Raw genomic sequence first — 18,895 nt, 5'->3', positions numbered from 1 at the left:
ACTCGTCTCCGATCGGCATAGCTGACCCCAGCCCAGCATCGGCTCAGGCCATGAGGGTCTGCCACTCGGCCAAGGCGGCCGAGCGGAGGGTCTTTTAGGTCTGTCTGTCGATCAGCTGGCGTCGAGATTGACCCGAGGGGCCGCGAAGCGAAATGGTTATGGACGTTGGCGTGGGCCGAGGCGAATTTCTGTAACGACTTCATCTGCCGAAACCGCAGCATTGCCCGCTCTCTTCGTCGGAACGGCAGGTTACTATTGATGTTGGCTTCGCCGCCCTTCGGGTCAGGTAGACCTAGTCGAGGTGCCATTTCCACTGGCGAAAGCCCGTCATCCGGCTGGCGCAGGACATCGGCGGCAAACATCGGGCCTAAGCGGTTCCACCAGTGGCGGACGGTCTCGTGGCGAACGTCGATCCCTCGTTCGAACAACAGGTCCACCACGTTCCGCAGCGACAGCGGGAACCGGACATACATCAAAACCACAAGGCGGATCACCACGGGCGATGAGTTGAAGTACCGGAATGGGCTAGCGGTCTTCTTGGAGCGGGGCATGGGTGCGCCCTACCCTCGCTGGTTCAGAAATCCAGCGGTGCGTTTGCTTTGACAGGCAGTTTCTTTCCATGCGCTTGGTGCCAGAACACCGCCTCCCGGGGAGGGCGCGGCAATCGCCAATCCGCTCGCCGGTCGTCGCTATCATGTCGCCAACGGCGGCTCGCGGGAAATTTTGAATTCTCACCTGCGGACCTTGCCGCGCGCTACAACCGGCCACCGCGATTATTGGGGGCAAAGCCGTGCCCAGCATCCCGCCAACGCGGCTGCGCCATTCTCGGGCAAGCCGGTGCCGATGCGTATCGACGGCCGTTACCTGGTCCGCGGAGACCGGCCATGAATCGCACTCTCTTGGCTGCCATCATCATACAAATAATTACAATTTCGGCACGCGCGACGGCCACTTTCCCCTTGGAAAAGCGGCGTCACCAATGCAGGCTGCTCGCAATAACAATAATGCGGACATCCGTTCGCGAGAGGGGATGAAAGCCATGCGCAAGCACCCAAACCTGTTCCTGTTTGCGTCGCTCCTGCCGGCCACGCTCCTGCTCGCCAACGGGTCGGGCGCTGCGGCCCAGGCGGGCCATGACCATGCGATGGAGGCGGCGGAGGCACCTTTGTCGGCGGTGACGCGCACGGTGCGCTGGTCCGATCCGGCGGCCTGGCCCGAGGGCCGCGTTCCGGCCGCTGGCGATGCGGTGACGATCCCGCGCGGGACCGAGGTGCTGCTCGACGTGAGCCCGCCTGAACTGCGCAGCCTGACGGTGGACGGCCGGCTGCGCTTCGCCGACGAGAGCGATCTCGAACTTGCGACGGACTGGATCTATCTGCGGCGGGGCGAACTGCTCATCGGCAGCGAGGACCGGCCGCACACCCACAAGGCCACGATCACGTTGACCGACAACGTGCCGGGCGAAGACATCAATACGATGGGCGATCGCGGGATCATGCTGATGGGCGGCACGCTCAGTCTACATGGCGACCGCGACCACGCCTGGAGCAAGCTGGCCGCGACGGCCGAAGCGGGCGCCACGCGGATCGAAGTGCTCGATGCCAGCGGCTGGCGGGTGGGCGACGAGATCGTCTTGGCCTCGACCGACTTCGATCCCCGCCAGGCCGAAAAGCGCACCATTACCGCTGTCAGCGGCAATGCCATTACGCTCGACCGACCGCTGGAATACATGCATTTCGGTGAGATCACCTTCGAGGTGGACCAGCGCGGCGAAGTGGGCCTGCTCACTCGCAATATCCGCATCCAGGCATCGGAGGATGCCGACGAGACCTATTTCGGCGGGCACATCATGGCGATGCCCGGATCGAAGGTCCAGGTGTCCGGCATCGAGCTCAGCCGCATGGGCCAGCACCTGACGCTGGCGCGCTACCCAATCCACTGGCACCTGGTCGGTGACGGACAGGGTCAGTACATCAAGAACTCGGCGATCCACGACACCTACAACCGCTGTGTGACGGTGCACGGCACCAACGACCTGCTGATCCAGAACAACGTCACCTACAACACCGTCGGCCATTGCTTCTTCCTCGAAGACGGGATCGAGACGGGCAACGAATTCATCAGAAACCTGGCGATCCAGACCAAGTGCCATCCGACACTGGATTGCGTGCCTTTCAACATTGCCCCCAACGGGGAGGTCAAGCAGTACGAGAATCGCCAGGCCCTCATCCAGGCGAGCTTCCACAGTGAAAACGTCCTGCTGCCTTCGGACAATACGGTAGCCTCCTTCTGGATCACCAATCCGGACAACAGCTATATCGACAATGTGGCCGCCGGTTCCGACCAGGCCGGTTTCTGGCTGTCGCTGCCAGAACACCCCAACGGCGAGTTTCTGGGCACGCCGATCAGTCTCCAAACCTGGCCGCGCCGGACGCTGATGCGAGAATTCAGGGGCAACATCGCCCATTCGAACTACGACGGGTTCATGTTCGACCGGAACATCGCCGAAGACAACACCTTCGCGCTGGCCGGCAACACATACCTGCCGTTGAAAGACCCTTCTGACCCGAGCAGCGAGGCGCTGGTTACCTATTTCGACGACCTCGTCGCCTACAAGAACCGGAACCAGGGCCTGTGGGGCCGCGGCGAACTTCTGCTGTTCCGCAACCTGAAGTCCGCTGACAACGCCATCGGGGTAACGATATCGTCGGGGTCTTTCGGCACCGAGACCTATACCTCGTTGGTGACCGATTCCCTGTTCGTGGGCGAGACCGACAATGTGGGCAATCCCCGGACGCCTGAAGAGATCGCTTACGGCCGCAGCCTGCCAAAGCCGCTGATCCCGGACTATCCCATCCGCGGCTACGAATATTACGACTATCGTAACGAGGTGGAGAACACGACCTTCGTAAACTACCAGGACAATGATCTGCGCAAGACAGGTGCTCTGTCGTGGCTCATGTACAACAGTTCGGGCGTGACCACCGCCAGCACCATCAGGACCGCGACATACATCGACGCCAAGCCGGTCTATTTCCCGGAAATCGACTGGAGGTTCGACAACGACAACCGGGGCGGCAATTCCTGGAGAACCCTGTCGATCCTCGATCTGGACGGTACGACATCGGGCATCCCGATGTCGCACATCAATCTCCATGATGGCGAGAACAACAGCGTCGTCACCGATGACACCTGCGTGATCCAGCCGGATTGGAACGCTTCCGTCTGCGCTGGTGATGTCGGGCGCTTGTCTTTCGCACCGCGCTCGGGCTTTTCTCCCGGACGTCCGGGAACGAGCGGCAGGGGTCCGGGTGGAGGTTCCGGCATTCTGGCCGCTCTCTCCAATCCGCCCCCGCCTCAAGCGCCCATTACGCTGTTCCGCAACGGCACGGAATTTCAGGTCGCAGGCAGCCAAAGCAATGTGCGTGCCGGCACCGAGCTCCAGGTCAGGACCGAAAGGCCGGAAGTCACCCTCAGCCTGGCCGAAATGGATCAGGGCTCGTGGGTTGTGTTCGAACTGCCGGGCTTCGCAAACGCGGCTTCGGGAACGGAACAGCGGAGCCTGGACGCCTTGCGCCAGGCCAACGAGACTTCCTATTTCAAGGGTAGGGACGCGCTCTGGGTCAAACTGGTAGTAGCCGAGCCTCCGATCATGCCAGTCCGTCCCTTGGATATTCAAGCCAGTATAGCGCTAAGCAGATAAGTTATACTTCGAGAACTAAACGAAGCCCTGGGCGCAATTCGGGGGTTTATTCGAGCGGGTGCTGTCAGGCAAACGCTAACTTGTCTCCGCTTGCGGCCTTTCGTCGCGTTGAGAGACGAGTATGAACCCCCGGCCCTTCAAGCGTCACCGGTTTCCGCCTGACACGATCTGGCTCGCAGTCTGGCTCTATTTCCGCTTCACGACGAGCTTGCGATGACGAGGAGTTGCTCGCCGAAAGCGGGATCGACGTGACGTACGAGACCGTTCGAAGCCGGGCGACCAAGTTCGGTCCGGCGATCGCCGCAAGCAATTGCCCAACTACAATAATTTCATTGCGCCGACGGTGCGATATTGCTCAAAATGGCCTGAATCGACCCAAAATCAGCGATTTTCCCTGTAAACGTCCCGTGAACAGGGAAACCAACCGATTGTCATTGGTGCGGAGACTGGCCCCGCAAATCGGGCTCGAAACGGCCGGAGAATGGTCGAAAGATTGCGGCAAGTGACGGATTGCATGCCGCAAACCCACGGGATTGCGGCCCAATTTCAGGGCATCAAATTACAGAGAATGGTGGGGAATATGGGTGGCGGTGCTGTCAATCGGATGGCAACTTGTCTCCGTTTGGCGAAGTTGTCACCTTCCCAGCGTCAGTTCAGGCCATGAGGGTCTGCCACTCGGCCAAGGCGGCAGAGCGGCGGGTCTTGTAGGTCTGTCTGTCGATCAGGTGGCGTTCGAGGTTGACCCGAAAGGCCGCGAAGCGAAATGGTTGTGGACGTTGGCGTGGACAGAGGCGAACTTCTGTAACGACTTCATCTGTCGGAACCGCAGCATGGCTCGCTCTCGCCGCCGGAACGGCAGGTGGCTGTTCTCCACCCGGTTGTTGGCCCAGCGTCCCACCTCCTGCTTGTCGGCATTGCCGAGCTCGTTCATCGCTGCCTTGTACGAGCGCAGGCCGTCGGTGGTGATCTCAGCTGGCGAGCCGTGGCGCTTCAGCGCCTTCTTCATGAACCGCAGGGCTGCCTTCTTGTCGCGGGTCCTGGTGACGTAGCTTTCGAGAACCTCGCCTTCCTGGTCGACCGCTCGCCAAAGGTAGTGCATCTCGCCGTTGATCTTCACGTAGACCTCGTCGAGGTGCCACTTCCACTGGCGGAAGCCCTTCATTCGGCTAACCCGCTGGCGGCGGATGTCGCCAGCGAACGTGGGGCCGAACCTGTTCCACCAGTGGCGCACCGTCTCATGGCAAATGTCGATGCCGCGTTCGAAAAGCAGATCCTCCACGTTCCGCAACGACAGCGGGAAGCGGACGTACATCATCACCACTAGGCGGATGATGTCAGGTGACGAGTTGAAATGGCGAAACGGGCTTGGCGGCAGAGCTCGAGATTTGCGGGGCATCACTGCTGGCTAGAAGGGCTCGGCGCGAGGTGCCACGTTGCTCTGACAGAGCCGTCGACCAGGCTACCAACCTTGATCTTGCCGATTTCCATGTGCGATTTCTTGTTGTTGACGACATCTGGATACCGCTTGGCGAGAACATGCTGATCGAGACTTTTCGGCCGGTCTGGGACCGGGCGATTGACGGGTTCGGCAACAACGGTCCCGGAGTGCGGCGCAAGACGCAGCTAACATCACCGTGGGATGTGCTGCATCCAAGCCGCCCTTCGGCGCGGAATTCCACGCCGAGCCCCGCTCTTACGCCGAACTTGCTTCTGTCCCGAATCGACGACTATTTTGCCGGGCGCCCGCTTCCCACATCGCCCAGGGCCGTGCGCGAGCAGCAGGCCAGCGAGGCTGCCGCGATCGAGGACGCGGCCGACGAGGCATGAACCGCCGGCCGCAGCTCGTTGAGCCCGCAGCCAGCCACGTTTCTCGGCCAGCTCTCGGACGGGCATCGCCATCCGGGCAAACCCTGCCGAGAGCCGGAGAGCCAACTGAAACGGCAAAAACTGGCGCCATGTTCAGGTCTTGCGCTCGATTTCTCCGACCATTTCTGGAAAGCCGGACGACGGCAACGCCACCATTATACAGCATTCGCCCAGGCGATCGCGTCGGCACCGGCGGGGAGAACAACCGGGCAGTCGGGATCGGTCGCCGAGCGGAAAACTGCTTCAGCCACATCGCGAGCGGTCGTGACATCTCCCGATCCCGCGGCGTGCAGTGCAGCCATCGTCTGGTTGGCAAACTCCTGGTAGGCCGGAGGAAACCAGCCGCCCTTTGCAATCTGCTCCTGCAGATCGTCGGCAAAGCTCGTCGATGGTGCCATGCCCGGGACGACAACCTTCGTGCGAATGTTGAAGGGAGCCAGCTCGAGTGCTGCTGCCTCCGTCAGCGAAGTCAGGGCAGCCTTGCTGGCACGATATACGGAGAGCAGCGGAATGGGCTTGTAGGTCGAGCTGGAACTGACGTTGACGATCACGCCCGACCGGCGTTCGCGCATGCCGGGCAGCACGGCCTGCATCGTCGCAATTGCACCAAACAGATTGGTCTCGAATATTCGCCGCGCCACATCCATTGGCGTGCCTTCAACTGCGTTCAGCCAGCCAAGGCCGGCATTGTTCACGAGCACGTCGATGTCACCGGCCTCTGAAATTGCCGCTACGATGCTTTGCTCTCTGGTGACGTCCAGAGGGAGGACACGAAGATGCTCTGATGCAGGCAAGGTGCTGGCAGCGGGATTGCGCATCGTTGCGACAACGGCCCAGCCCTGTTCGAGGAAGTACAGGGCAGTCTCGCGGCCGAAGCCGGTGGAGCAGCCGGTGATGAAGACGGTATTCATAGCGTCGATCCTTGTATGGGCGAACTTGCAACGCTAAGATATGAATGATCCTTCAGTTTTGGAATTCGCATATGAACCGGCCCGCACCCGACCTCCTGAAACCCCGGAAAACCCCGCTTCAGGCGCGGTCCACGGTCACTGTCGAGGCGATACACACGGCAACCATTCAGGTTTTGCTGGCGGATGGAGTGGGGCGGCTCACGACAACGCGCGTGGCGGAACGGGCCGGAGTGTCAGTCGGTACGATGTACCAGTATTATCCGCACAAGCAGGCACTGCTGTTCGCCATCGTCGAGCGACAGCTCGATCTGATCGTGACGGCGATGCTGGCGGCCGTGGAACAGCTGAAAGGACGCGATCTGCGGAGCGTTGCTGAGGGGTTGGCGACGGCCTGGCTCGACGCCAAGATGGCAGATGTCGTCTCGTCGCGGGCGATCTACGGCATAGCTGCGGAGTTCGATCTGGCGGAACTGATGGACCGGGCGAAGGTGGCTCTCGTTGAAGCGATCAGCTCACTATTGAAAGCCGTTCCTGATGCGCGACTTGCAGATACCAATTCTGCGGCTTTCATGCTCACCGCGCTGCTGGGCGGGTCGGTCCGGGTCGTAATGGAGGCCGTGACGGAGGAAGAAGACTTCGAGCGCCTGCGGCGGGAATTGCCACGTGCTTGTTTCGGCTACCTGCGACTGGTTTCGAACGAACCCGCCGAGCGCGCCCGTAACGCGGATCAATGACTGACACTTGCAGGCAGACGGCAGCGCGCATCTGATGCTTGGGTCGCCACGATAAGTAAGTCTGAAAGCACGTTGCCCAATTTCTGAACGTTCCAGAACGGATCGATAAACCCGCAGGCATATTTTGGCCCGATCATTTTCAGTACGGCGTCGTCGAACAAATGCCATCAGCTGGGATCGCAACGTTGGTTGCTGCGGTCGAAGCGGTCATTTAGCGTCAGCCCGTCGGTGACGTTGAAATCAACGTCACCGACGGGCTGAAATCCTATCCCGCGGCGATGCGTGAGCTGGACTATTTGGAGCGTCAGGAGGTCGGTCGCCACCTCAAAAAGCCGGTTGGAGAATTCACACCTGCCATTCCGACGACGAGAGCGGGCGATGCTGCGATTCCGACAGATGAAGTCGTTACAGAAATTCGCTTCCGTCCACGCTTCGATATCAAACCACTTCAATCAGGAACGTCACCTCGTAGATCGACAGACATTCAAGGCACGCCGCTCAGTCGCACTGGCTGAGTGGCAAAGCCTTGTGGACTGGGCCAACGCTGGGGAGGGGATTGGCCCGCCAATCGGAGACAAAGTTAGCTTCCGACTGACAGCACCCCGTGGTGCTGGGCTGAAAGCGGGAGCGGATGACGGCAACGAACCAAAGTGCGGTTAGTCTGACAGCACCGATAAGAGTGAACGGCTGAATTCAGGTCGGCAACTGTCCGGCAGCTATGCGTACCGGGCAAAACCGCCAGAGCAGCCTCTTCAAAAGCCGAGGGTTATGGTGAGGGAGGCGGATAAGTTGTCCAACTTTGTGCGTGTGAGCCACTGCAAGTTTGCGCCTAGGCCCCAGCCTCCGCCTAGCTCCAGCCCGCCAGCAAGGGCGAGCAGAAGCGCCTGACCCTCTGCCTGCGGGGCGCGTACTGTAAAGTCCTCGCCCGGTGCGCCCGCCATGCTCAGCCCAAGCTGGGCCACGATGTCCTCGCCGTCCACATATTGGGCGGAGAGGTCGAGATTGCCGCGCTCGCCTTGCCAGTTGACGAACGCGCCGCCCCCCCAGCGCGTGACGCTGTCATCGCCGCCGGAGCTGGCAAGGTTGAGGCTACCCGCCCCGGTCTCGGCAAAGCTGCCCAGATCGACCCGCGCATGGCGCACCGAGCCCAGCGGTCCGGCCGCCCAGCCACCGCCTACCGCGAAGCCATAACGCAGCTCGCCTGCTAGCGAGAGGCTGTCCAGGTCCACCGCGCTTGAGGCCATGCGGTTCACCGCGCCCAGCACCACCTGTCGCCATACGCCAAGATCCAGCGAAGCATGATCGATCGCCGCACTGGCGCTCAACCCGGCATTGCCGGTGCCGAATCGGGCATAGGCGCCCAGCGTCCAGCCATCATATTCCGCCCCTGAACTGCTACCCGGCACGGCCACATCCCCGTCCAGATAGCCCGCAGCCGCCCCGATCGCCCAGCCATTACCGGCCCCGCGATATTCGAAGCCCAGTTCGGCCCCTCGGTTCTCGCCATCCACCCGCGCAGCATTGCCGTCACCCGCCAGATGCCCTTTGCGCGCGGTGCCGCCCAGCCAGAGCGCCCAGCCCTCACCGGTGCCGGAATGCGCCCGCGCAAGCATCCGCTCGGCCTGCGCCATCCCAGCCAGCGCCGTATCCGCGAGCACCGAGGCATAGATTTCGCCCGAAGCGGCATCGAAGGCTGCCCGTGCGCTGGCGCCGCTCATGAACAGGATATCGAGATAGACATTCTCGGCATCCGAACCGGGCGCGGCGCCAAATGTGTCGAGCACGGACGCAGCCTGCTGCTGGTTCCAGGTCTCCGCCGCGGTCGGGAACAGCGGCGGAGGGGTCGGTGTCGGAGTAGGCGTAGTCTTCGGCGTCAGGGTCAGGACAACATCGTTGCCGTCGCCGCCATCATACTGGACTGAAGGCGTCAGGAAGGCGAGATCGTTCTCGACCGCGCCGAACGTGCCGCCCACCGGATCGGCCGCGTCATTGTCGATGATCAGATAGTTGAACGGATCGGCCCCGCCGAAGCTGCCGCCTTCGATGACGCTCAGCGTCGCGCCGCCAAGTTCGACAGCGCCATTGACCACCACCAGATCGCTAGATCCATCTGGGCTCACTTCGATCTCGAGCACCGAAGCCGCATCGAGCGTGAAATCGCCATTGACCGTGATCGTACCAATCGAGTTCCCAGGCGCAAACGTACCGCCGGCCGACACCACATTGCCCAACGTCCCCGTACCCCCCAGCACCGCGCCGCTATGCACGGTAAAGTCCAGCCCGCCCAGGCTACCATTGGCCAGCAGTACGCCGGCATGCACCGCGAAACCGGCTTCCACGTTGCTGATGCCGGTCATCGTCCAGGTCGATGAGCCGATTTTCTCGAAGCTTTCGAAGTCGTTGTACTGCGTGCCGATCAGGCCGAAATCGAAGCTGGCGCTGCCTTCGCCGCCCAGCGCGAACAGATCATTTCCCGCCCCCGCCTCGACTGTGCCGATTACTACGCCCTGAGTCTGCAATTCGAAGATATCGTCGGTCGTGCCGGTGAACTGCACGGCGACGCCGCCCGCGCCGGTGGCGCTCTCGATCAACCCGTTGTTGCCGAGGTTACCGACCACGGCATCATCCACGGTGAAGGTGCCATAGAGGATGCCGCGGTTCATCACGGCGCGGCTGTTCGTGCCGGTAGCCTCAAATCCGTCGAAGCTGTCGATGATGCCGTTAACGACAGTGCCGTTGGCCGTCGTCGCGCCGATATGGCTTTGTCCGGCCAGCGAAAGCGTGGTGCTCTCCGAGAGGACCAGAGCGTGGGCGTTGTCGCCACTCGTGGTGGCGGCCATCGCTACAGCCAGGAAGGCCTCGGTGTTAATATCTGGTCGGTCGGTGCCAAGCCCCGCGCCGAGCACGATGCCGTGCGAATTGGCGCCGGAGGTAGCCACAGTAATATCATCCATGATGACTTGGCTGACGCTGTTGGTAGCGTTGGCCCCAAACATATCCACCAGCAGCCCGGTCGCATTGTCGCCTAGCGTCGTTATCGAAGTCTGGGTGAGGAAAAGTGTGGCATCGCTCCCCATCCCGTTTCCAGGACCGTAAAACGCGATGCCCGTCGAGTGGTCGCCCTCGCTGTCCACAGTGATATTGTTGAGGGAATAAGCGACGCTGCTGTTGTTGTGCTGTACGACCGGATTGCCGATGACGATGCCGGCCGATCCTGCCCCAAGCGTTTCGACAGACGCTGAACTCATGTTGAAACTAGTGGCGCTGAGGTCGCCGATGCCGGTCAGACCCGGAACGAGCAGGCCGGCGGAGTTGTCGCCCTGCGTGTTCAAAACGATGCCACCGGTCAGGCTGGCGTTCATCGCGCTGCCGGTGCCCACGCCGCCCAAACTTATCGCGGCCGAGTTGACGCCCTGTGTTTCGAACGTGCTTCCGATGACGACCACGTTGACTACAGTGCCATCCCCGCTTGAGGTCTCCAGCAGTGTGGCGTTGTTGCCTAGCGAAGTCAGCGTGGAATCCGAAACGAACAGAAGCATGTCGCTGTTGTCAGCGACGCTCAGGCTCAGGACGCCGGATCCGTCGCCGACGGTGCCGAAGCTGGTATTCTCGGCGGAAAAGCTCAGGCTGGAGCCATCGCCGAGATTGACATCGACCAGGGTCGAGTCCGCGCCGTTGGTCTGCAGGGTGGAGCCGGTCGCGCTCAGCGTCGCCATCGCGCCGGCCGTGTTGTTGTTGATCAGGATGCCAGGAGCGTCGTCGCCGGAGGTCAGGAGCCTCGAGCCGTTCAGCAACTCGATAATTGCGTCCCCATGGAGTTCGATCGCCGGAGCGGCGTTGCTCTCGATCAGTCCGGTGCTGCCGAGATTGCCGACAACGCCCGCACCGACCGTGAAGGTGCCGTAGAGAATGCCATGGTTCATCACTGCCCGGCTGTTGGCGCCAGTGGCCACGAAGGTGTCAAAACTGTCGATGGTGCCGGTGACCATCAAGCCATTCGACGCGATCGGGCCTGAATAGGTCGCCGTGGCCGGGTCCCAAATTACGCTGGCAAGGTCCAGCGTCAAAGCGGAGTTCTCCGAAATTACAAGTGCATGCGAGTTCGCGCCGGAAGTCGTAGCGGACATTCCGTCGCCGATTAGGAGCGCACTCTTGAAGTTCATATCGGTACGAGTTGTACCCAAACCGTCACCCAGAATGATGCCGTGCGAATTGCTGCCGAAAGTCATGGCCCTGAGCGGAAGATTCGTCATTGTGATCTTGACGTTCGTGCCCGGACCGGCCTTGCTCAGCCCCTCCGTAAAGATCACGCCATGCGAGTTGTTTCCAGTTGTAACGACGTCGCTGTGTATGGCGACCGCGGCAACGGTGTATTCATTGCCCGATGGCGTGGCCCCCGGCCCGAAAAAGAAGCCCGGGGAATCGTCCCCCGCCGTGGTCACGACCGCTCCTATGTCCGAGGCCTGGAACGAAGAAATCAGCGTGCTGGGCGTATCCGCCCGGGTCTGGCCGAAGATCACCCCGGGCGAGCGCTCGCCAAGCGTATCCACCGTAAACGAAATGTCGATTAACACCGCCTCTTGGGTATTCTCCATGTTGCCCAAAACGTTGAAGATGACGCCGGGTGAATCATTGCCGGATGTGTCGACCTGCACGGTGTGGCCTGCGACGCCCATGAAAGCATCGCCCGCCCCGGAGCCGATGCCCCCGGAAAGATAGCCAGGCGATCGATCGCCGGTCGTGGTGATCACCTGATGTGAATCGAACATGATCCGGCTGAAATTGTCGGTTCCGCCCTCGCCGAACACAATGCCAGGAGAATCGTCGCCCAAAGTCGAGATTTCAGCGCCCATATCCGTGTATATTGCCGTGAAATCATCCTCCATCTCGAAGACCATCCCAGCACTGCCTGAACCTTCGGTAGAGACGGTCATTCTGAGATTGTTGATGGTGATCGCCTGTCCGGCTCCAGCGCTGGAGAGAAAGCCGGTTGAACCTGCTCCAGTCGTAGCGATCGAAATGTCTGTTGTGCCGTCCAGATTCGTCAAACCCGCGCCCAGCACCAGCCCGTGCGCATTGGCTCCAGACGTAGCGATATCGATAGCGGTCAATGCTAATTGGGTGGGGCTATCGTTAATTCCTCCTATCCCCATCCCGCCCACATACAGGCCCACCGCATCATCGCCCTGCGTGGTGATACGGACATCCTCGACAATACGGGTCACTGGGCTGCGGTCGAGCAGGCCGTCAATACCGCGGAGACTGAGGCCTATGCTACCCGCACCGCTGGTGGCGATGTCCATGTCACCGACGAAGACTGACCAGTCGCTGTTCACAAAATCGCCGCTGAAACCGGCGATGTCGAATCCGTTCGCGTTGTCGCCCAGCGTTTCAATTGTGCTGTTCGTCAACTCGATGGAGATGGAACTGTTGACCGACCCCCCGGTCAAGCTCCCGCCCAGTACAATGCCGCGCGCTCCATCGCCCGCCGTGCTGATGTCCATAGTCGCGAGATCAATAACGGTGACGCTGTCATCATCGGCAAGTGCAACGTCGACACGCAGTGCGTCGGCCCCGGTTCCCAGTGTCGAGATCAGCGTATCGCTAAAATCCAGGCTCATTACCGAGCTGTCCTGCCCGCCGCCGCCAATCCTGATGCCGTGCGAATTGGCGCCTTCGGTGGTGAAGCTGCTCTCAGCTATACTGAGTAAAAAGGCCGAGCTGCCATCCCCCGAGCCGATCAGCGCCAAGGCGGGCGCATCGTCACCAAGAGTTGCAACCGACACATTTCGCATTGTCAGCTCACTGGCGCTGCCATTCCCGGTTTCTTCACCCAGAATGCCGCCGCTGCGGTCACCTGCGGTCGAGATTTCGGTGTCGAGAATGGTCGTCGACCTCACGGAGCTTGAACCGCTGCGGCCAAGGTCGATTGCAGGGGCATCGTCACCCAGCGTGTCGACTGTACTGTCCGCTATAAAGAAGGTCTGCGAGGAAGAATCGAAGCCGCCGCCCAGCAGGATCCCGGCGGAGCCATCGCCTTCACTGGCGAGAGTGCCGTTAATGATCGCGACGGTGATCAAGGATGAACCGATCCCGGTAGTCGAAAGATTAATCAGAGCGCTGCCCGCGCCGGTGCTGGTGAGGCTGCTGCTCTGCACGAAGACCAGCGCATCGCTGCTGCCATCCTGCGCGATCCGGATCACGCCGGATTTGTCGCCATAAGTGCCGAGAGTGGAAGCCACAACAGAGAAGCTGACGCTGGAGCCGCTGCCGGTATCGATATCGAACAGTGTGGAATTGGCGCCATTGGTCTGCATGCCGGGGCCGAATTCGCCAGCATACATATCGCGCATCTGCAGAGTGGCAGTGGAGTTGTCTGCGCCGTGCATCACCAGGCCGGGCGAATTGTCGCCAAAGGTGGCGATCATCGGCAATCCGTCACTCGACAGCCCGCCGCGCGCCTCGAACGCCAGCACGCTGGACGTGCCCGGACCAATGATGGCGGGTGCATTGTCACCGGCGGTAAAAACATGCCCGTCGCCCAGCATGTAAACCATCACAGCGGAATCGTCCTGACCTGCATCGATGCCCGCCGCACCGTCGCCGACAGTGAGGATCGTGCCGCCCGATGGGGTTGTCTCGTCATATTCGCCCAGAGTCACATGCAGCGCCGAATTCTCGCCCATGGAAATGGCCGGGGCGCCTTCGACAAGCGAAGCGATAATGCCGCCATCGCTTACCACTGCCCGCGTGGCGCTGTTGTCGGCCAAGCTAATGGCGACTGCGCCGCCGGCAATGATTTGACTGCCCGAAACGATCACCTGATTCGTGCCGGGCTCCATCAGGAACGGGCCGTCTGTCGGCAACCCGGCATTGGGATCGACCGCGCTGGTGATAAATTGCGTGATCGCATTCATCGCTTGGTCGGCCATCTTGGCCTTCTGAACGGTCACCACCCCGGTTATGTTTTCTATGCCCGCCTGCAGCGCGGCATCCTCGGTGGCGCCAAGCTCGACAGTCGCGCCCGTTGCAGGCTGTAGCGGGGCCAAAGCCCCGATCCCGGTGAAGAGCTCCGTGAAATCCTGCCGCGTGACAACGCTGCTGAAATCGCCCGCGATCACACCGGCAATGCTGGCCGGGATCGCTGCGGGATCAACGTCGCTGATTGTGGCCCCGCCCATGTCGATCTTTGCCCCGCCGCCGAGATGCATCGCCGGGCTGGTCGGAGCCTGCAAGATCGCGCCTTCCTGCATCTCGACCGTAACGTTCACAGATCCCGGCGCGATGATGGGATCGGTCTCTGGATTAGGCGCAGCTACCGTGCAGGTAACCGTGTCGCCAACCGTAGGCGCGCTACCGTCACTGGCGGCGAAGGCTGGCGTCGCTCCCCCTGCAATCAACCCGGCAATGATCGCGCCCCTGCTGGCGGAACGTTTGGCGAAACTCAGGGCCTTTGACGTGCGGAGGAAGGTGCAGTTGGTCAGGTCGGTTCTGGTCACGGCAGGCCCCTTTGGCTGGCGGGCGCACAAACCCTGCGCCCTTACTTAGGAAGGCGCAGGATTTGCCGAAAACCGATCAGATTAATTCTGTGCTGGTTGAAAAAAAGCAGATGACCCCCGGAACAGGTCCGGGGTGGCGGGGTGTGTCAGCGCAGGAGACAGCCCCAGCTCATGTCAGCGGCATAGCCGGCTCTGTCAGAGCAACGTATGGCAGCGCAGAACAACACGCACAGGGACACGCTATATTGAGGTTGAGATTCTATGCCGATCAGTCGCCTCAGCAGGCGCGCAGGGCCGCCGTGGCCCTTGCATAGGTGTCGTTCCGGTCGAACTCAGTCATCGTCCAGCGCCGGTCCAGTTCTTCGAACTGGCTCACGGCTTCGCTATACCGCATGCACGCCAGAGACCTGTCACCGGCCAGGTCGGCGATCCTGCCGAAAGCGTGGAGCTGGATCGCTACATCGCGCACGAACCCGGATTCTTCCGGCTGCTGGGCTGAGAGGCGGCGGCGGATTGCGAGCGCTTCGGCGGCGCCATCGAGCGCGCTGTCCATCCGCCCGGCGTTGGCGTGCGTCAGGGCCCGCTGGCCACCGATGACGGCGAGGAGCCGCAGACTGCCTTGATCGTCGGAGTCGCGTTGTACCTGGTTCTCCATCAGCTGGTACGCGGCATCAAGCACCCGGGCACCTTCGCTGGCCCGGCCAGCGTCGTCGAGTGAACCGCCGCGACTCCATTCGACGATTGCCAGATCACGCTCTATACCCGGGCCGCCAATCCCGGAATCCATGGCCCGCGTAAGGATTGCCGAGGCCGTCGAAAGTTCACGCAATGCGCCTTCGATGTCGTCGAGGTAATAGAGGCCTTCTCCCTTGTGGCGATGGAGCCGGGCAGCAAGACGCACGCCCTCTTCTGTCGCCCGGGTCGCTGGTCTGAGCGTCGCTAGTTCGGCGAGTCCGTCGTTGAATGCTTCCACGGCTTCTTCGGTCCGCTCGCTCCATTGAAGATTCTCGCCCTCGACGACTTTTCCCTGCGCCCTTGCAAGCGCACAGCCATCGCGGTTGGAACAGTCTCGATCGAGAAGAGCCACAACACTGTGAGCGTACGCGAGGCCCGTCTCCGTGTTGCTTTCGATATGGACTGCGACTGCGGCTCGCATGTGGCGCAGGTCCGCCAAGGCCAACGCGACCTGTTCGTCCCCTGGTGCGTCCGCATGAAGAGCCGACAGGATCTCGTCGGCGCGGGCATAGTTGGCGAGCGCCTGTTTGCGGCGACCGAGGGTCCCGCCGGTCGGCCCGCCGACCACGTCTGCGAGCCGTTTGAGCCCGCGTCCGGCTTCGAGCCGCACGTCAGCGGGGGCGGTGGGATTTGCGGCCAAGGCATCGAGGTAGGTCTGAGCGGTGGAAGCAAGCAACTCTCTCGCCGCCGTTGTGCCCGGAACGGCTTCCACCTCGTCATAGACCTCGAACATCATCGTGGTAGCTAGGCTGCGGACGTCTTGGAAGCGGCGCTCGGCTTCGGCGCGAGAGGCTTCGGCTTCAGACCAGGATTGTGAGAGCAACAGCAATCCGCCGAATAGAAGAACGGTGGAAAGTGCCGCCAGGGAGACAGGAATGCGGTGGCGCAAGATGAACTTGCGTGCGCAATAAGATTGCGCGGTCGAGAAGGCATCCACGGGGCTGCCCTGGCGGTAACTCGATATTTCGGCCGCGATCATGGCCGCATTTGGGTAGCGTAGTTCCGGGATATCGTTCGAGGCCTTGCGCGCGATCGCGTCCAGTTCCGGATCGTCATGTCCTTCGAGCATCACGCCCAGCAAACAGCCTAGTGAATAGATATCGATCAGAGTCGTGACCTGCGCGCCCGCCACCCGTTCGGGAGCCGCGAAGCCGGGGGTGAGGCTCAATCGGCTCAGCGGGGAATGCGGTTGCGCGGACTCGTCACCGTGTTGCGGGCGAGCAATGCCGAAATCGATAAGCTTAGCTTCGCCGTCTTTGGTTACCAGAATATTCCCTGGCGACAGATCCCGATGAATTACCAGGTTCTGGTGGGCGAACTCTACCGCGTTGCAGACCTGCACCATCAGGTTGAGGCGCTCGTCGAGCGACGCTCCTCCTTTGAGCCAGCGCGACAGCGAGATGCCATCGACCATCTCCATAACAATGTAGGGCGCGCCCTCGTCGGTCTCGCCGCCGTCGTAGAGCCGGGCAATGTGGGGATGGCTCAGCCTGGCAAGAATCCGGCGCTCGCGGCGGAAGCGTTCGATCATCCCGTCGGACAGGACGCCCGGACGGATGACCTTGATAGCCACGACATGCTCGAAGTCGGCGTCGGCGCGGTGAGCCTGATAAACGGAGCCCATCCCCCCGCGGCCCAGGACCCGGACTACATCGTAGGCGCCAATCCGGGCCGGCACCGGTTCGTCGGGCATGACGTGCCCGTGGCGAATCGCACCTCCAGTGCGAACCGACGCCGTGGAAAACTCTGACGCAGATAACAGCCGCAAAGCCCGCTCGCGAATTGCCTCGCTTGGTTCTCCCGAAGCCACAATATAACTGCCCGGGTCTTCGGGGCGCAGTTCCAGGGATTCCTCGAACAGTGTCAGCGCAGCGAGTTCCTCGCTCGGGGGCAGGCGGGCGCTCACGAGTTTTCGAGCCGGTCCTGTAGCCATGCGCGGGTCACGACCCAGCGACGCTTCACCGTCGCCTCCGACAGGCCGAGAACTTCGCCGATGCTGGTGAGCGACATCCCGCCGAAGTAACGCATCTCGACGATATCGGCACGCTGAGGATCGATTTCCGCCAATTCTTCCATTGCCATATTAAGCGCAATCAGCTCGAAATTCGGCTCAAGGTGGGCCACGTCGGTGCACAGGGTCACCACCTCGTGCCATCGTTTCTGGCTATTCTTGCGCCTCACATGATCCAGTAGGACCTGACGCATGATCGTGGATGCGAGTGCCAGGATGTGCGCGTTGCTCTTCCATACTATGCGATCCAGTCCCGCCAAGCGGATGACGGCTTCGTTGACAAGTTCACCAGCCGAAAGCGAAAAGTTTCGTTCGCCAAATAGGCGAGCTTCAGCAATCCGCCGCAGATCGCAGTCAAGTTCGGCGAACAGTCTGTCGCCGGCCGCTGCGTCTCCGTCTCGCCAGAGATTGGCGTAATGGCATAGTTCGACCTTCGCCGTCATGCTATCCTCCGGTTGTATAGGGCGCGGCTTCGTTGTTGCATGCCCCCAAGCATCGGCCAAGTGTCCAATCGGGCTCTGTCAGACCAATCGCACCGCTGGAATTCTAAGCCGGCGAGGGTAGGGCGCTGTCATTCCCCGACCCCGCAAATCTCGAGCCCTGCCGCCAAGCCCGTTTCGCCGTTTCAACTCCTCACCCAAGGCGATCCGCCTGGTGGTGCTGCAGAACGTCCGCTTCCCGCTGTCGCTGCGGAACGTGGAGGATCTGCTGTTCGAACGCGGCATCGACGTTTGCCACGAGACCGTGCGCCACTGGTGGAACAGGTTCGGCCCGATGTTCGCCGCCGATGTCCGGCGTCAGCGGGTCAGCCGCATGAAGGGCTTCAGGCAGTGGAAGTGGCACCGCGACGAGGTCTATGTGAAGATCAACGGCGAGATGCATTACCTGTGGCGAGCGGTCGACCAGGAGGGCGAGGTGCTGGAAAGCTACGTTACGAAGACCCGCGACAAGAAGGCTGCGCTGCGGTTCATGAAGAAGGCGCTGAAACGCCACGGCTTGCCGGCCGAGATCACCACCGATGGATTGCGGTCATACAAGGCGGCGATGACCGAGCTTGGCAACACTGACAAGCAGGAGGTGGGACGCTGGGCCAACAACAGGGTGGAGAACAGCCATCTGCCATTCCGGCGACGCGAGCGGGCCATGCTCAGGTTCCGGCAGATGAAGAGTCTACAGAAGTTCGCCTCTGTTCACGCCAGCGTCCATAACCAGTTCGCTTCGCGGCCCTTCGGGTCAATCTCGAACGCCACCTGATCGACAGACAGACCTACAAGACCCGCCGCTCGGCTGCACTGGTCAAGTGGCAAACCCTCATGGTCTGAACTGACGCCGGGCTGGGGAGCTCCATCCCTGGATCGTTGAGGCAGCCCTCGCGCGGTTAGGTAACCGACACCTCTCCGGGGACGAGCAGCGGGCGACCGCCCGAAGAGAACCGC

7 protein-coding genes and 4 pseudogenes are annotated in these 18,895 nt (G+C 61.5%); 5 read left to right on the top strand and 6 right to left on the bottom strand.

What is annotated here, in order from left to right:
* Positions 1 to 94 precede the first annotated feature (94 nt).
* Positions 95 to 551 (bottom strand): annotated as a pseudogene (locus M3P36_RS15355) (transposase family protein).
* A gap of 488 nt (positions 552 to 1,039) precedes the next feature.
* Between M3P36_RS15355 and M3P36_RS10950 the strand changes: the two are divergent.
* A complete protein-coding gene (locus M3P36_RS10950) occupies positions 1,040 to 3,703 on the top strand; it encodes a G8 domain-containing protein (RefSeq protein ID WP_249703363.1) in 2,664 nt (887 codons plus the stop codon).
* Between the two features lie 653 nt (positions 3,704 to 4,356).
* Here M3P36_RS10950 and M3P36_RS10940 read toward each other — a convergent pair.
* Positions 4,357 to 5,078: pseudogene (locus M3P36_RS10940) on the bottom strand (IS6 family transposase).
* On the opposite strand from M3P36_RS10940, the gene M3P36_RS10935 reads away from it, so the two are divergent.
* A complete protein-coding gene (locus tag M3P36_RS10935) occupies positions 5,069 to 5,530 on the top strand; it encodes an Eco29kI family restriction endonuclease (protein ID WP_249703362.1) in 462 nt (153 codons plus the stop codon). The pseudogene M3P36_RS10940 and the gene M3P36_RS10935 overlap by 10 nt on opposite strands.
* A gap of 194 nt (positions 5,531 to 5,724) precedes the next feature.
* On the opposite strand, the gene M3P36_RS10930 is transcribed toward M3P36_RS10935, so the two are convergent.
* Entirely contained in the window at positions 5,725 to 6,480 is a 756-nt protein-coding gene (locus M3P36_RS10930) for an SDR family oxidoreductase (RefSeq protein WP_249703359.1), read from the bottom strand.
* Between the two features lie 44 nt (positions 6,481 to 6,524).
* Here M3P36_RS10930 and M3P36_RS10925 point away from each other — a divergent pair, with 44 nt between their 5' ends.
* Together M3P36_RS10925 and M3P36_RS15350 are read left to right on the top strand one after the other, a co-directional pair.
* Positions 6,525 to 7,214 (top strand): TetR/AcrR family transcriptional regulator, encoded by a 690-nt coding sequence (locus M3P36_RS10925; protein ID WP_249703357.1) that lies wholly within the window; start codon positions 6,525 to 6,527, stop codon positions 7,212 to 7,214.
* A gap of 227 nt (positions 7,215 to 7,441) precedes the next feature.
* A pseudogene (locus M3P36_RS15350) lies at positions 7,442 to 7,745 on the top strand (DDE-type integrase/transposase/recombinase); the annotation flags it as partial.
* Positions 7,746 to 7,966: 221 nt separating this feature from the next.
* Here M3P36_RS15350 and M3P36_RS10915 read toward each other — a convergent pair.
* The 3 genes from M3P36_RS10915 to M3P36_RS10905 form a co-directional block, all read right to left on the bottom strand.
* The gene (locus tag M3P36_RS10915; RefSeq protein WP_249703353.1) at positions 7,967 to 14,713 is read right to left on the bottom strand and encodes an autotransporter domain-containing protein; all 6,747 of its coding nucleotides are present in this window, start codon (positions 14,711 to 14,713) and stop codon (positions 7,967 to 7,969) included.
* 277 nt (positions 14,714 to 14,990) lie between these two features.
* Positions 14,991 to 17,354 (bottom strand): serine/threonine-protein kinase, encoded by a 2,364-nt coding sequence (locus M3P36_RS10910; RefSeq protein ID WP_249703351.1) that lies wholly within the window; start codon positions 17,352 to 17,354, stop codon positions 14,991 to 14,993.
* The gene (locus M3P36_RS10905; protein ID WP_249703348.1) at positions 17,351 to 17,902 is read right to left on the bottom strand and encodes an ECF-type sigma factor; all 552 of its coding nucleotides are present in this window, start codon (positions 17,900 to 17,902) and stop codon (positions 17,351 to 17,353) included. Before M3P36_RS10905 ends, M3P36_RS10910 begins: the two co-directional genes overlap by 4 nt.
* A gap of 130 nt (positions 17,903 to 18,032) precedes the next feature.
* Here M3P36_RS10905 and M3P36_RS10900 point away from each other — a divergent pair.
* Positions 18,033 to 18,781, top strand: a pseudogene (locus M3P36_RS10900) (IS6 family transposase).
* Positions 18,782 to 18,895: the final 114 nt, after the last annotated feature.

This window comes from Altererythrobacter sp. KTW20L (genome assembly GCF_023501975.1).
Taxonomy (GTDB): Bacteria; Pseudomonadota; Alphaproteobacteria; order Sphingomonadales; family Sphingomonadaceae; genus Alteraurantiacibacter.
Note: the sequence above shows the minus strand (reverse complement) of the source record. Positions and strands in the feature narration are given on the sequence as shown.